This window comes from Bradyrhizobium sp. 521_C7_N1_3 (genome assembly GCF_052075975.1).
In the GTDB taxonomy this organism is placed as follows: domain Bacteria; phylum Pseudomonadota; class Alphaproteobacteria; order Rhizobiales; family Xanthobacteraceae; genus Bradyrhizobium; species Bradyrhizobium japonicum.
This window is the reverse complement of the sequence record NZ_CP197232.1, coordinates 1556557-1571862: the sequence shown is the minus strand read 5'-3', so window position 1 is coordinate 1571862 and position 15306 is coordinate 1556557. Positions and strand designations below refer to the sequence as shown.

The window sequence follows — 15306 nt, the reverse complement described above, 5'->3', positions numbered from 1 at the left end:
AAGCCGTGGCGAGTCATACGAGGCTGCCCTGCGTTCTGCGACGCCGCTCGCTTCCAGCGGAACCAGTTTTTCGCAGCTAAAGCGCGATAAGATTGGAACGAATCATCATCGCGCGTAGGACTCGCGCGACTCCGGCTTCTGTGTCGGCAGGCGAACTTGCGCTTTCTTCGCGGGAGCGGCTGTGTCGGGGAGACGAGTCATTGGGCAGCTTTTTTCTGATCCTTGCCGGTCCGGAGGCGCGCCTTCGAACCTATCGGCTGAACTGAAACCACTGTCCTCATTCCGCGGCCTAATGGGGCGCATTGGCCGTAGGCTCGAGCGATGCGCAAAAGCGGACGTTTCAGCTTCGACTAAAGTCGCGTCAGCGACACCTACTGAAGGTTTAGGACAAATATACGTATGTTTATAATGCGTTTTTTCCCCGCGCGTGCTGAGTTCGGCAGCCGATGATCGATCTTGCACACGCTATCATGCGGACCCAAGTGTTCAAGATTGCCTCATTTTTGCCTAAAATGCTATAGCTCTCCCGCCGGATAACAGGCCGGACGGTCTCAAAATGTATAGGATCAGCAGTTTCAAACGTTCAGCCCCTCAGTTGACCTTGGGCAGCATAGCGCTAGCCGCGGTTACACTGACTTGCGTGTACTTTCAGGCGCATTTCGCCGCCGCGGCGTTCGCCTATTTGTTAGTAGTCTTACTATTTTCGTTGATGGGCAGCTTCATTGCTTCATCAGCGCTTTGCATCATCGCAATCGCTGCTCTCGCATACTACTTTGCGCCGCCGGCGTTTAGTTTACGAATCGATGATCCCCGCGATGTTCCTGTGGTTGTTGCATTTCTTATTGTCTCTGTTGTCGGAACGTACCTGATTGGAAAACTCCGCCAGGAAAGAGAGGCTGCACGTGTGGCTGCGGCCAAGCTTCAGCGGAGTGCCTCGGATTTGGAGGATCGTGAAAAACGGTGGCGCGCAATTTTCGAGCACAATCCAGCCATGTACTTCATGGTCGATGAGGCCGGCATTGTCCTCAACGTCAATACGTTGGGCGCGACACAACTGGGATTTGCTTGTGCAGAACTATTGGGCCAATCCGTGCTCGACGTATTTCTGGAGGAGGATCGCGCATTCGTCCGCAAATGCATTCAGACGTGTCTTGAGGATGTTGGACAATCGCGCACTTGGGACGTCCGGAAAGTCAGGAAGGACGGTTCTGTATTGTGGGTGCGTGAAAACGCCAAGGCCATGCTTTGGGCCGGCGACCGCCCCGTCATCCTCATGGCGTGCGAAGATATTACGGAGCGCAAGCAGACCGAGCTTGCGCTGCAGCGGAGCGAAGCGCATTTGGCTCACGCGCAGGAGTTGAGTCATACAGGCAGCTTCAGCTGGAACGCCTCTACCGGCGAGGCCTTCTGGTCTAAGGAGACATTTCGGATTTTCCAAATCGATCTTCAGACGACACCGGCGCCACAACTCGTCATTGAGCGCACGCACCCAGATGATAGGGCTTCTGTCAAAGAGATTATCGATGAAGCGATGCGAGACCTGAGGGATTTCGAGCACGAGTACCGGCTGCTGCTACCTGACGGCTCCGTGAAGCACATCCATGCGCAGGCACGAGTCACGCGAACCGCCTCTGGTGAAATTGAGTTTGTTGGGGCAGCCACCGATATTACGGCAGCTAGGCGAGCAGAACAGCAGTTGCGCCGAAGCGAGGCCTATCTGGCCGAGGCTCAGCATCTCACTCACACAGGCAGCTGGTCCTGGGACGTCCACACACGAGATTTCGTTTATCGCTCCGCTGAGGTCGACCGCCTGTTTGGCTTTAACCCACAAGAGCCGGTTTCGCTAGAGACTATTCGATCGCGCATCCATCCGGAAGACTTGCCAGGGTTGCAGGAGGTGCAGCGTCAGGCGATTGACCAGGAGCACGAACGGTTCGAATATGATTTCCGTGTTATTCTGCCAGATGGCGGGATAAGGCGCATACACTCCGTTGCACACGTTGTCGTCGGCAGCGATGGTAATGTCAGCGAGCTGATCGGAACACATATGGATGTTACCGAGCAACACGCAGCTAGGGAACGCTTGGAAAACACGCTTGTAGCGCTGCGCGAGAGCGAACAGCGCTTTCGCGACTATGCCGAGACTGCTTCCGACTGGCTCTGGGAAACCGGGCCAGATCATCGGGTCACTCACTTGTCCGAGCACACCAGCGCTGCGGGAATTTTGGCGACAGGGTTAACGGGCCTGCTTCGCTGGGACATCGCGTGCGACATGGAAGAAGAACCGGAGAAGTGGCGTCAGCATCGGGCGACGTTGCAGGCACACCTGCCGTTCCGGGATCTCATCTACCGTACCGTAAATAGGATGGGATCTCCGATCTACGTCCGCACTAGTGGCAAGCCCTTCTTCGACGGAAACGGAAATTTTTTGGGCTATCGCGGCGTCAGCACTGACATCACCGCTACCATTCGCGCTGATCAGGCCGAACAAGAGCTGCGAAAGGCACAGGCGGAGCTTGCACATGTGACGCGTGTAACGACCTTGGGAGAAATGACAACTTCTATCGCCCACGAGATAACCCAACCACTCGCCGCTATCCTCAGCAACGCCGATGCGTGCCTCGGCTGGATGGCTCGCGATGTTCCCAATCTTGCAGCCGCGCGCTCTTCAGTCGAATGGATCATAGAAGATGCAATCCGGGCAAGCGAGGTGATCCGTAGTATTCGCGCACTCGCGAAAAAGGGCGAGATCGAGATGGTGCCGCTCGACATTAATCAGGTGGTTAGGGACGTCAGCGCGCTGGTAACACGAGAGCTGGTGAGCCACCAAGTGACGTTGCGAAGCGAGTTGGCGTCTGCGCTGCCTAGGGTCCTCGGTGATCGAATTCAGCTACAACAAGTGATCATCAATCTGGTGATGAACGGAATCGAGGCCATGGACGCAGTTACAGACCGGCCGCGTGAACTTCTGATTCAATCATCTACGGACGATCTGGGGTACGTGCAGCTTTCCGTGACCGATTGCGGCGTCGGGATCGCCGAGAATGACGCGGACCGCGTCTTGGACCCCTTCTTCACCACCAAATCGAGCGGCCTAGGAATGGGCCTTTCGATCTGCCGGTCGATCGTGGAAGTTCACGGAGGACGAATTTCAGTGGTTCAGAAAAATGGACCGGGCGCGACGTTCCAGTTTGCCCTTCCGCTGCATAAGGAGGCCATCTCGTGACAGGACGATTTGACTGGAGAGGCCAAGGCGGACATACCGAGGCTTCGACGAAGGCAATCGTCTTTGTCGTCGAGGATGACATCTCTATGCGTCGCTCGCTTACGAACCTTTTTCGATCGGTAGGCTTGGAGGTCGTGGCGTTCGGATCGGCCCGTGAAATGCTGCAGAGCACAATGCCGGACGTCACAAGCTGTCTAGTTCTTGATGTCCGGCTGCCGGGCCTGAGCGGCCTTGACTACCAGACCGAGCTCGCCAGGTTGAACATACACATCCCAATCATCTTCATTACCGGCCATGGCGACATTCCCATGACCGTCAGGGCCATGAAGGGAGGCGCGGTCGATTTCCTCAGCAAGCCCTTCCGCGATCAGGAACTGCTTGATGCCGTCGTTGCGGCGACCGAACGCGATCGCAAAAGACGAGAAGCTCAGCGAACCGTGGCGAACCTGAAATCTCTATTTGAGACCCTAAGCCCGCGAGAACAGGCAGTGATGAAACTGGTCGCGACGGGGCTGATGAACAAGCAGGTAGCCGCCGAACTTGGGCTCGCCGAGATCACCGTCAAGATCTACCGGGGACACGTAATGAAAAAGATGCGTGCCCGCTCGCTGGCTGACTTGATCAGAATGAGCGAGACGCTCGGAATTAGCGCCAATCACACTGAACAAACCCAAGTATGATTTTACAATTCCATCACTTAAGCCCACTTTCGCGAAAGTGGCTGACGGTTTGGCAGCCGCTGTACTGCGTCGGGAGGGCTCATCTTGTCCACGCCTTTGATTTCCGTCGTTGACGACGACCCCTCGGTCCGTGCGGCGACAGAAAACCTTTTGAAATCGCGTGGCTACGTCGTGCAGATATTTGCCTCGGCCGAGGCGCTCCTGCGGTCGCCGCGGTTGAACGAGATATCCTGCGTCATAACTGATGTGCAGATGGCAGCGATGAGCGGGCTGGAGCTGCTGGCAGAGATGCGGACGCGTGGTTACCAAGCACCCTTCATTTTCATTACAGCTTTCCCCAACGAGCGCGTACGCGCGTCAGCCTTGGACGCCGGAGCGATCGGCTTCCTCGCCAAACCATTCGGCGTACAAGAGTTACTCAAGTGTCTCGACAGCGCACTGCAGGCATATGGCGACCGAGGCCGCATCTGATTCGATCAACTGCGCGTTCTTGTCCGATCTAACGACGATCACGCACCGGGCAACCTCTTTGCGGCCGGAACCGCGACCTGCCCTAACGTTATTAGGAGCTAATTCTTGCCCGCCAAAGCATTACCGGCTACTGTCGGCTGCAAAACAACCTTTGACCTTGCGAGAGACGGAGGGTACGCCGGCTCGATTCATTCCAGGTCGTGATCAAAGTAATGCCGGCCCAGAGCGATCAGCGCCCCTAGCATTTAACTCCACCTGGAGCGAAGCTATATGCTCCATTGCAGAGCGGTTCCCGAGAGCGCTCGGCAAGCACGAGATTGGTTGTGCTCAGCCCAGCCGCGGTGACGACGAAATGGAGCTTCGCCAGGACGCCCCTCATGTCTTGGTCACCGCTTTTCCGGTGAAAGCGCTTTGAACGATGCCCAGCCCAAGGAATTGTTACGTCCGCTGACGCGTGCGGGTTGGACTTGTCTATAGGGCCGCCGCTTCGTTATCGATTCCCAGCGCTCCGGCTATCGTCAAGCTCCCACATCATGTGTGGCAGACCTCTGGTCCAACCCGTCAAACGTGCTCGGCGCAACACGTCCCCACCACGGCCGGGCTATCACACAGGTGTCCTCGCCGCAGCGAGCATCGGCAGCAACTGGTTTGTACTGTAGCCCCCAATTTCTTAGGGCAAACAAATCAGTCAGCAACTGCTAAGCTAAGGAGGACCGAGGAGACAGCATTGATGTCTCCTGTGTCAGAACGTAACCTAAGTTCGTCTGAGCTATGCGGGATTTTGGGTGACGAGGCGATCAGGCGGCGTGGTTTTCCGGCACTTGGATGACCTCGATGCCGTTTTCGAATCTGACACCTGCGCTGACGTTCGGCAACTGATTTGTGCCTTTCAGCCGCCGCCAGGTCTTTGATGCGGCGCAGAGCAGCTTGAACACCATCAACTTGGCAGTCGTTGACGATAACGAACCTTTCGTGCGCACCGTTCTGTGCCGGACCGTCGCGAACACGCTTTCGATGGGATTCGTCGTCCGCAAGTGGTCCCAATGCTCGGCGGGGAATTCGTAGAACGCAAGCATTGCGTCGCGATCTTTCGTCAGGCACTCGACCGCCTTGTCGTACTTCGCTCCGTATTTCTCGGCAAAGACATCGATCGCCACTTCGGCCGAAGCTCGGTTGGACGCCAAATAGACCTCGCGCAGATCCTTCTTCATGCTGGCCTGTACCGACACTGCGACTTTGTTCAAGATATTCGCGGTTTTGTGCACCCAGCACCGCTGATGTCGCGTGGCGGGAAAGACCTCGTCGAGCGCCTTCCAGAAGCCGAGCGCGCCGTCACCGACGGCGATTTCCGGGGCGATCTTCAGCCCACGGGTTTTCGCCTCGACGAGCAGTTCGTGCCAGCTCTGCGTGCTCTCGCGCACGCCGACCTGGAAGCCGATGAGTTCCTTCTTGCCTTCCGGCGTCGCGCCGATCAGCACCAGCATGCATTCGCTGTGGTCTTCCATGCGAGCCTGCAGGAAGACGCCGTCCGCCCACACGTATACGTACCGGCGCGCCGACAGATCGCGCTTCTGCCAACGCTCGTACTCGAGCTGCCACTCCGTCGTCAGTCTGGAAACCACCCCCGGAGAAAGATTCGGCGCATCCTTGCCCAAGAGCGCCGCCAGCGCCTCCTGGAAGTCGCCCGTCGAGATGCCTCGCAGGTACAGAACCGGCAAAAGTGCATCCAAGCTCTTCGTGCGCCGTGCCCACAACGGCAGGATCGCCGAGGTGAAGCGGATCCGCTCGCCATCGCTGGTCACCGCGCGATCGCGAATCTTTACCCGGGCGACTTCGACGGCGCCGATCCCCGTCTGGATCGTCCGCACTGGACCATGGCCGTGCCGCACGAGGCGGTCGCGGCCATCGGGACGCTTCAAGCCCTTCATCGCGGCGAGAAACGCCTCGGCTTCCATCTCGACAGCCTGCGCAAGCAGCTGCCGAGCACCAGATCGCAAAATATTCGTCAGTGGATCGTCGATCTCATCGGGCTGACGCAGTGGGACAATGTTGCTATGCTCGTTCATGGCGTATCGCTCTCCTTGAGGTTCTGGCAGGCTCGACACCCGCCTCGATACGCCGCCTATCTCATTCCGTCATCACCCAGTTTCCCGCATAGCTCGTCTGCTGGGTTGAGCTGGCCGCTTCCGGAGGGAATGACCGATGAAGACCTGGAGCTTTTGCTTTTCCCGGCCCCACGACCAGCGTCTCAGAGCCCGCAGCGGCCGGTGCCCGACTGGAGCTACATCGATAAAGAGCTCCGCCGGCGCAACGTAACCCGTCGCCTGCTCTGGGAGGAGTATCGCGCCGTTAATCCCGACGGTTTCGGGTACACGTGGTTCTGCACTACCTACGAGGCCTGGAAGGGGCGGGTCCGACCTTCGATGCGGCAGATTCATCTGGGCGGCGAGAAGGTGTTCGTGGATTTCGCCGGCGACACCATCGACATCGTCGATCCCCTGACCGGGGAAGTGCAGCCGATGAAGCTGTTCGTCGCGGCGATGGGCGCTTCGAACTACACCTACGCCGAGGCCTGCCCCAGCGAGAGCTTGGCCGACTGGATCCGGGCCCACGTCAACTTGTTCACGTTTTTGAGCGGAACGCCGACGTTCGTGGTCTGCGACAACCTCAAAGCCGCCGTCAGCAACCCCGACCGCTACGATCCCGGCCTCAATCGCACTTATGCCGAGATGGCGAGCCATTACGGCACGGCCATTCTCGCCGCACGGCCGCGGCGCCCAAAAGACAAGGCGAAGGTCGAGGTCGCGGTGCAAATCGCCCAGCGCTGGATTCTGGCCCGGCTGCGCAATCAGCGCTTCTTTTCCCGGGCCGAGCTCAACGCCGCCATCAAGACACTCGTCGACGAACTCAATGCTCGTCAAATGCGTGGCTTCGGCTCAAGCCGCGCCGAACTGTTTGCCGAACTCGACAAACCCAAGCTAACCCCGCTGCCAGATCAGCCTTATGCCTTCGCACGCTGGAAGCGCTGCCGCCTCGCTCCCGATTATCATGTCGAGGTCGACGGCCATTGGTACTCCGCGCCGTATCGTCTGATTGGCGAGCTGGTCGATGCCCGTATCGACGATCGGACGGTCGAGATCTTCCACAAGGGCCAGCGGATCGCCAGCCATGCCCGCGCGCCCAACCGACGCGGACACACCACCATCGCCGACCACATGCCCAGCGCCCATCGCCGCTACGGCAAATGGACCCCCGCCGCGGTGATCGCCGCCGGCGAGCGGATCGGTCCTTCGACAGCAGCGTTTTTCCAGGCCGTGATCGACGCCCGGCCCCATCCAGAACAAGGCTTTCGAACCTGCCTTGGCATTCTGGCGCTCGTCAAAAGCTACGGCGCCGACTGACCGGAATGGCCAAGGCCTTCGAGGAGCAGCGCCGATCGCCCGATCTCGAAGCCCTGCCGTTCGAAGATCGCATCGGCCTGTTGGTCGACCGCGAAGCCGCCGAACGCGACACCAGGCGGCTCACCACGCGCCTCAAGATCGCCGCACTGCGCCAGACTGCTTGCGTCGAGGACGTCGATCTGCGCACCCCGCGGGGCATCGACCGCGCCGTTTTCGCCAAACTCGTCGAAGGTCGCTGGATCGATCGCCACGAGAATTTGCTCGTCACCGGGGCAACCGGCCTGGGCAAAAGTTGGTTAGCCTGCGCGCTCGGCCACAAGGCCTGCCGCGACAACCGATCAGTCCTCTATCATCGCGTTCCAAGGCTGTTCGAGGCGCTCGCGCTCGCGCGCGGAGACGGACGCTACGCCCGGCTCCTCAAAAGCCTCGGCCGCGCTCAGCTTCTGATTTTGGATGATTGGGGACTATCGGTGCTCACCGCCGCGGAACGCCGCGATCTGCTCGAAATCCTCGAGGACCGACATGGCCGCGCATCCACCATCGTCACAAGTCAGCTCCCCGTGGACACCTGGCATGGAGCCATTGGGGACCCCACGGTCGCCGACGCCATTCTCGATCGCCTCGTCCACAACGCCCACCGCCTCCAGCTCACCGGAGAAAGCATGCGAAAACGCAGCGCCAAAACCATCACCCTTGACGGCCAACCAGAACACTGACTCTATCTCCCATCGGCCGTAGCGGGCTGCTCACGATCGTCTGAATTCAGTGCTCACGATCGCGCGAAATCGATGCTCACGATCCGTGAAATCCGCAGATGCTCCCGGTGCGGGTCTATCGAGGGCTGTAAAGGGTGGTTTGTTGCTGATCGCCAGCATGCCAGATCGAAGCCCTGGTTCATATTTTGAAAGTGAGAACGGATGGATTTCCCCTCGACCAAGCGGGTGCGTGAACAATCGGACAGCACGGGCCCGCAAGAGAGCTCACCCGCGGCTCCGTCCGCAGCCGCGGCGACCTTTGAGCGGCAATTGAGCGAGATCGGCAGTTCAGGTGAAGGTGATGGAGCAATGCCGGCCGCCTCGACGCCGCAGCCGGCTCAGTCAAAAGGGATTCTGAGAAGGCTCAGCAAAAGCCCCCTTTATTCCCAGGATGCTCCCCTTATTTTGGGGCTTGAGAAGGCCCTCATCAAGGGCGGGGCCGCCAAAGGCACCGCACGAAATAATCTATATTCTCTTCGCAGCTTTGGCCAGTGGCTCTTCGCAAATAACAAAGATCCCATTGCTGCTCGGCTCGACGACGAAGAGTCGCTGACCGTTGATGCGCGCGTGTTCGAAAAGCGTCCCGCGACACTCCTTAGGGCAATAGACCATCTCAGGACCTCGCGGTCGACGGGCGGAATCGTGCCGATCGCAGGCCGCACTGAGTTGCATCCTTATCCCCAGGACGCAGCTCTGATCGAAGGGTACAAAAACGACGCAGCGACAGATACCGGCAAGAAGGATGCAAGCAAGAATGCAACTGCTCTTCGCAGTTTCAGCGACTACCTGCGTGAAAACAGCAAGAAGGGCATTGCTGCTCGTCTTTCAGACGAGGCGTTGGATGGAGATGTCAAGAGCTATAAGAGGGCCCCCGGTGCTGATTCAAGGATCGGTGCCGCTCTGGCTCATCTCCGAAAATCGCAGGCGGGCGCTAAGGCGATGGAGCTCGAGCGCCATATTGATTCCGAAGACGCGGCCCTGAAGGAGTCGAGGCAGGTCGGCGACGCTGCTGCGCAGCACAGTTCGTTGCAGAAAGCTGGCAGTTGGCCAGAGGAATTGCTTCCTGCGGAAGGCCATGATCAGAATTTGCTTTTGGGTCCGATGGACGAACCCGGCCCGCCGTCCTCGGCGCCGCAACCGGCTCAGTCAACTGGGGTTGCGATAGGGCACAAGAAGCGGCCTCTTCATTCCGAGGATGTTCCCCTTATTGCGGGGTTTGAGGAGGCCCTCCGGAATGGGAGCGCCGCCGAACGCACCGTCCGAAACTATCTATCTTCTCTTCGCAGCTTTGGCCAGAGGCTCTACGCAAATAACAAAAAGAGCATTTTTGCTCGGCTCGACGACGAAGAGTCACTGACCGCTGATGCGCGCGAGTTGTTCGAAAAACGTCCCGCGACACTCCTTAGGGCAATAGACCATCTCAGGACCTCGCGGTTGACGGGCGGAATCGTGCCGATCGCAGGCCGCACTGAGTTGCATCCTTATCCCCAGGACGCAGCTCTCATCGAAGAGTACAAAAACGAAGCAGCGACAGATACCGGCAAGAAGGAAGAAGCCAGGAAGGATGCAACGGCTCTTCGCAGTTTCAGTGACTACCTGCGTGAAAACAACAAGAAGGGCATTGCTGGTCGGCTTTCAGGCAAGGCGCTGGATGGAGATGTCAAGAGCTATAAGAAGGACGCCGGTGCTGATTCGAGGATCGGTGCCGCTCTGGCTCATCTCCGAAAATCACAGGCGGGCCCTAAAGCGATGGAGCTCGAGCGCCATATTGATCCCGAAGACGCGGCCCTGATGGAGTCGAGACAGGTCGGCGACGCCGCTGCGCAGCACAGTGCGTGGCAGAAAGCTGGCAGTTGGCCAGAGGAATTGCTTCCTGCGGAAGGCCACGATCAGGATTTGGGCCGGATGGACGAACCCGGCCCGTCGTCCTCGGCGCCGCAGCCGGCTCAGTCAACTGGAATTTTGATAGGGCACGACAAGCAGCCTCTTCATACCGAGGATGCTCCCCTTATTTCGGGGCTTGAGGAGGCCCTCCGTAATGGGAACGCCGCCGAACGCACTGCCAGGGGCTATGTACGTACTCTTCTCAGCTTTGGCCACTGGCTCTTCGCAAATAACAAAGATCCCATTGCTGCTCGGCTCGACGACGAAAAGTCACTGACCGCTGATGCGCGCGAGTTCATCGGAAAGGGTAATCCCTTAAGGCTTCTTGCGGCGATAGTTCATCTCCGAACCTCGCAGTCGACGGGCGGAGTCGTGCGGATCGCAGGCCGCACTGAGTTGCATCCTTATCCCCAGGACGCGGCTCTCATCGAAGAGTACAAAAACGAAGCAGCGACAGATACCGGCAAGAAGGATGCAAGCAGGAAGGATGCAACTGCTCTTCGCAGTTTCAGCGACTACCTGCGTGACAACAACAGGCCGGGCATTGCTGCTGGGCTCGGCACGTCGTTTGATGGAGATGTCGAGAGCTATAGGAAGGTCGCCGGTGCTGATTCCAGGATTGGTGCCGCACTGGCTCGTCTCCGAAAATCGCAGGCCGGCGCTGAGGCGATGGAGCACGAGCGCCATATTGATCCCGAAGAGGCGGCCCTGAGGGAGTCGAGGCGGGTCGGCGACGCCGCTGCGCAGCACATTGCGTCGCAGAAGGGTGGCAGTTGGCCAGAGGAATTGCTTCCTGCGGAAGGCCATGATCAGGATTTGCTTTTGGGGCTGATGGATGAACCCGGCGCGTCGTCCTCGGCGCCGCAGTCAACTTGGATTGTGATAGGGAAGAGGAAGCAGCCTCTTTATTCCGTGGATGCTCCCCTTATTTCGGGGCTTGAGAGGGCCCTCATCAAGGGCGGGTTCAGCAAATCCGCTGCCGAGCAGCACGGAGGTTCTCTTCGTAGCTTTAGCCGTTGGCTTTTCGCAAAAGAAAAACCGAGCATTCGTGATCGGCTCGACAATAAGTCGCTGACCGATGGCGGTGAGGTGCTCGAGTTCACCGGAGAGGGTAATCCAAAGACACTCGTTCAGGCAATCGACTATCTCCGGACCTTGCGGTCGACGGGCGAAGTGCCGATCTCACGACGCGCTAAGCTGAATCCTCACCCCCAGAACGTGGCCTTTATCAATCCCGAAGACACGGTACTGATGGAGCCGAGGCGCGTCGACGCCGCCGCTGCGCAGCACAGCGCGTCGCAGGAAACTGGCCGTCGGCCAGAGGAGCTTCCCGCGGAAGGCCGCGATCAGGATTTGCTTTTGGGGCTGATGGACGAACCCCGCTCGTCGTCATCTCTCGAGCCAGCCGCGCGCCATGACCAGGCACCGGATCCCGGAGAGCCCGACCGCCAGCAGTCCCCGGACGAGCCGATGGCTGCGCTTGCCAGGAGCAACCGCCTGCCAAGCGAGGAGGTCCTCATCAACGATGAGCATGACACAGCTGAGTTGAGGCCAGCGAAGAGGCAGAGGACCCTAAACAATCCGCAAGGCGTTGCCGGCGAGCGGCAGCTGAGCGAGATCGCCAATTCAGGCGGCCAGCCGACACCGGCGCCTACCCATCAACAGGGTACGTCGTCATGGGAGACGCAGCCGATGCTGCTGCGGAGCGGCTACGAAGATGTCACGGCGCCGCATGCGGTCGCGACGTACGTCGGGGGCGCCGCTGCGCAGCACAGCGCGCGGCAGCGAGCTGTCAGTCGGCCATTGGTCCTCCCGGAAGGTTACGATCAGGATCTGCGCTTAATGGTGGAAGACGGCCCATCGTGGCCCGAGGTTCCTCCTGAGCAGGCGCAGGACATAGTCCAAGCTGGGCAGGAACCTGCCCGGCCGACCGTGGAAGCAGCGCCAACGCACTCTGCCAGGGCTCGCTCAAATACCTACGGCGGTATTGAGGTGTCGTTTAATCCGAATTCGCCCGCATCATTTGAGTTGCGTGACAATGCTTGCAGCCCGGCGCCTGGCTTTCCGCCGCCGTTTGCCGGGCCGGTACCGGGGCATCACCAGGGCGCTCAACAGCTCGGCTCGCCGCAGGGGCTTTCTCCGGTGTCCGCCCACTCGGACGATGACGCTTTGGCGTGGTTGAGCGAGGAGCTTGCGCGGCAGATGCAAGAACCGGCATCACCATCAACTGCCAGGGCTCAGGATCTCTATCGTGGATTTAAGGCACTGCTTGATCCGGATGTGGCCGAGTTGGATGACAGTGCTCACTTTGCGCCAGCGCCTTCTGCCAGGGCTCGCTCAGACACCTACGGCGGTCTTGAGGTATCGTTTAATCCGAATTCGCCCACATCATTTGAGTTGCGCGACAATGCTTGGAGCCGGGCGCCTGGCTTTCCGCCGCCGTTTGCCGGCCCGGTACCGGGGCATCACCAGGGCGCTCGACAGCTCGGCTCGCCGCAGGGGCTTTCTCCGGTGTCCGCCCACTCGGACGATGACGCTTTGGCGTGGTTGAGCGAGGAGCTTGCGCGGCAGATGCAAGAACCGGCATCACCATCAACTGCCAGGGCTCAGGATCTCTATCGTGGGTTTGGGGCACTGCTTGATCCGGATGCGGCCGAGTTGGATGACAGTGCTCACTTTGCGCCAGCGCCTTCTGCCAGGGCTCGTTCAGACACCTACGACGGTCTTCCATTGGTTGATCTGACCGCGCCCGCACCGTCCCCATTGCGCGACGATATCGTGCGGCGGTTTCCGATCACCTCCTCCGATGCTCAGATCGGGGCGTTGAAGCCGATAGCCTTGTCCCACAACCGCGGGCTGGTGCTCGAGCACACGGAATGGCTGGGCGACGAGCATATCCTCAGGGATTACCAGCTTCAGGAGCTGGATTTGCAGAGGAGCGATTCGGATCTCGCCGCCCGGACGCGGTTCGTAGATCCCCTCGAAGCGCTGCGGCTGCGCCTGGGCGCGGAGAGCGACGTGCTACGCGTATTCCATCGCATCGTCCATGATCGGCGTGATAACGATACAGCCGACTTCCTGTTGCTGCCAGTGAACGATGCCAGTGCTACGGACCGCGGCAGGCATTGGTCGCTGCTGTTCGTTGATCGCAGCAACCGGCAACGGCCTGTCGCCTATCACTACGATTCCTACGGGAGATACAACGAGACGCATGCAAGACAACTCGCAGAAAGGCTGAACCTCGCCCTGCAGCCCGCCGGCATGGCCCAGCAGCAGAACACTTATGATTGCGGCGTCTTTGTCGTGGACGGCACGCGGGAGCTGGTTAGGCAATTGGCGCAAGGACGGGAGCCAGACCAGCTGAACCTCAGCAACGTCGTTGCCAATCGGCAGGCACTGCAAGCGCGACTCAGGGGTTGATGTCGCCGTGGGCGGACCCTCGCGGCGCTTCTCTTTGAGCTTGAATGACGGCTGGAAGAAGTTCACCAGCAGGCGCGCCGCGGCGTAGAGACGTGCCATCACGCGGGCCGTCTCGCCCCCGTCGAAGCGCCCGTATCCGACGAGCCGCCGGACCACCGACAGCGCGATGCGGTTGTCGGCAAGGGCGAGCGCGCGACGCTGCGCTTCGGAAAGACCGGTCAGCTGACCGGCGCCTCGAGGAGACCGAGCTTTCGCGCGGCCAGGTATCGGCCTTCGCCCGCGATGATCGTGCCATCGCTGTCGACGAGCAGCGGGTACCGTCAAGTTAACGAATTGGAGCGGCCGAGGGGTAGACGACCGGCATGCCGACCGCCCGGGACCCTCTTTATCGCCGCCATCGCTTCCCATCGGAAGTGATCAGCTATGCCGTTTGGTTGTATTTCCGGTTTCCCAGCGGCTCATGAAGAAGCTCTTGAAATCCGCCGGCACGCCGCCGCGCGTGATGATCACGGACAAGCGTTCGCACGGCGCTGCGAGGGCGAAGATGGGCTTTTTCGTCGAACATCGCCAGCACAGAGCTCTCAACAATCGGGCTGAGAATTCTCATCAGCCGACGCGGCAACGCGGCGGATCATGAAGCGTTTCAAATCGTCCCGTCAGGCTCAACGGTTTCTGTCACTTCACGTTCCAGGCATCGTAAGTGGATCCGTAATCCCCGGGAAATTGACGAAACCTCAGACTCTCTCCTCAGCAGAGGTGTATCCGCGCCTGCGCTTGGCGCGCTCCAGCCGTCCGAATGCTTCGCCCGCTTCAGCGCTGGCATCGAAAGTCTGCACCATCGTCTGGCCGGTCGTGCCGATCCGGCCCCAGTCGCGGATCAGCGAGACCCCGCCGAACAAGGTCGGTTGGATCGAAAGCAAGTAAAACCGCCGCATGTTGCGGGTGGTGTCGATGCGGCGAAGGTGAAGCGGCCCTAGCTTAAGGTTCGGCATGCATGGATTCTCGCTTCCTGTGGAAGCGAGGTCCAATGCTTTCTATGAATCGATCAGGGCCAAACGATTCATTCTCTCGCTACATCAATTGCACCAGGCGGGTGTCTTCGGACTGTGGCGATGATGTGGAGGCTCCACGGCCCGATTTGAACCCCACCGTCTCGCGGCAAAACCGAGACCGCAGTCTGAACTGATCGAGAAGCTCACTGAATCGCGCCGGAGCTCGGTCCAAGCATTGTCGATCCAGCAGCCTCAGCAAGGTTTGAAAGCTGACTAGGTGACATCGGTGCAGCCGTTGAGCGATCGACGGAGCAATTGCGGACGAACGGGAAATCGAAGTCCGGACACGGGTGAATTATGGAATGACACCCGGGCACTTCTTTGCCGGTGCTGCTGCAGAGAATCAAGCGCGCGATGTGGTCGGACATCGCCGACCTGCGTCTGGCAGCCCGACCAACCTTATGGGGTGTTGAAGAA

Annotated in this window: 7 protein-coding genes and 2 pseudogenes; 7 read left to right on the top strand and 2 right to left on the bottom strand. The window is 59.5% G+C overall.

All coding sequences use genetic code 11. The annotated features are described in order from the left end of the window. Nucleotides 1-556: 556 nt before the first annotated feature. The 3 genes from AB7008_RS07255 to AB7008_RS07245 all read left to right on the top strand — a co-directional run bounded on the left by AB7008_RS07255 (nt 557) and on the right by AB7008_RS07245 (nt 4377). The gene (locus tag AB7008_RS07255; RefSeq protein WP_038937436.1) at nt 557-3226 is read left to right on the top strand and encodes a PAS domain-containing protein; all 2670 of its coding nucleotides are present in this window, start codon (nt 557-559) and stop codon (nt 3224-3226) included. Further along, nucleotides 3223-3906, top strand: coding sequence for a response regulator transcription factor (locus AB7008_RS07250; RefSeq protein WP_011084526.1), 684 nt, complete (start codon nt 3223-3225; stop codon nt 3904-3906). Before AB7008_RS07255 ends, AB7008_RS07250 begins: the two co-directional genes overlap by 4 nt. Nucleotides 3907-3990: 84 nt before the next feature. Continuing rightward, nucleotides 3991-4377: a response regulator transcription factor gene (locus tag AB7008_RS07245; protein WP_014497989.1), complete on the top strand. Its 387-nt coding sequence runs from the start codon at nt 3991-3993 to the stop codon at nt 4375-4377. A 797-nt stretch (nt 4378-5174) separates the two neighbouring features. Here the strand turns inward: AB7008_RS07245 and AB7008_RS07240 are convergent. Then, entirely contained in the window at nt 5175-6443 is a 1269-nt protein-coding gene (locus AB7008_RS07240; protein ID WP_039228626.1) for an IS256 family transposase, read from the bottom strand. 39 nt (nt 6444-6482) lie between these two features. On the opposite strand from AB7008_RS07240, the pseudogene istA reads away from it, so the two are divergent. The 4 genes and pseudogenes from istA to AB7008_RS07220 form a co-directional block, all read left to right on the top strand. Continuing rightward, nucleotides 6483-7775: pseudogene (gene istA / locus AB7008_RS07235) on the top strand (IS21 family transposase); the annotation flags it as partial. An 8-nt stretch (nt 7776-7783) separates the two neighbouring features. Further along, entirely contained in the window at nt 7784-8494 is a 711-nt protein-coding gene (istB, locus tag AB7008_RS07230) for an IS21-like element ISFK1 family helper ATPase IstB (RefSeq protein WP_014497929.1), read from the top strand. 201 nt (nt 8495-8695) lie between these two features. Next, nucleotides 8696-13837, top strand: a complete 5142-nt coding sequence (locus AB7008_RS07225; protein ID WP_354267412.1) for a Ulp1 family isopeptidase — start codon at nt 8696-8698, stop codon at nt 13835-13837. 362 nt (nt 13838-14199) lie between these two features. Continuing rightward, nucleotides 14200-14521: pseudogene (locus AB7008_RS07220) on the top strand (DDE-type integrase/transposase/recombinase); the annotation flags it as partial. 50 nt (nt 14522-14571) lie between these two features. Here AB7008_RS07220 and AB7008_RS07215 read toward each other — a convergent pair. Next, the gene (locus tag AB7008_RS07215) at nt 14572-14829 is read right to left on the bottom strand and encodes a WGR domain-containing protein (RefSeq protein ID WP_011084508.1); all 258 of its coding nucleotides are present in this window, start codon (nt 14827-14829) and stop codon (nt 14572-14574) included. Nucleotides 14830-15306 lie beyond the last annotated feature (477 nt).

Bases quoted from the DNA above. Each gene is read 5' to 3' on its own strand.
- AB7008_RS07255 (WP_038937436.1), top strand. From the start codon at position 557: ATGTATAGGATCAGCAGTTTCAAACGTTCAGCCCCTCAGTTGACCTTG.
- istB (WP_014497929.1), top strand. From the start codon at position 7,784: ATGGCCAAGGCCTTCGAGGAGCAGCGCCGATCGCCCGATCTCGAAGCC.
- AB7008_RS07215 (WP_011084508.1), bottom strand. From the start codon at position 14,829: ATGCCGAACCTTAAGCTAGGGCCGCTTCACCTTCGCCGCATCGACACC.
- AB7008_RS07225 (WP_354267412.1), top strand. From the start codon at position 8,696: ATGGATTTCCCCTCGACCAAGCGGGTGCGTGAACAATCGGACAGCACG.
- AB7008_RS07240 (WP_039228626.1), bottom strand. From the start codon at position 6,443: ATGAACGAGCATAGCAACATTGTCCCACTGCGTCAGCCCGATGAGATC.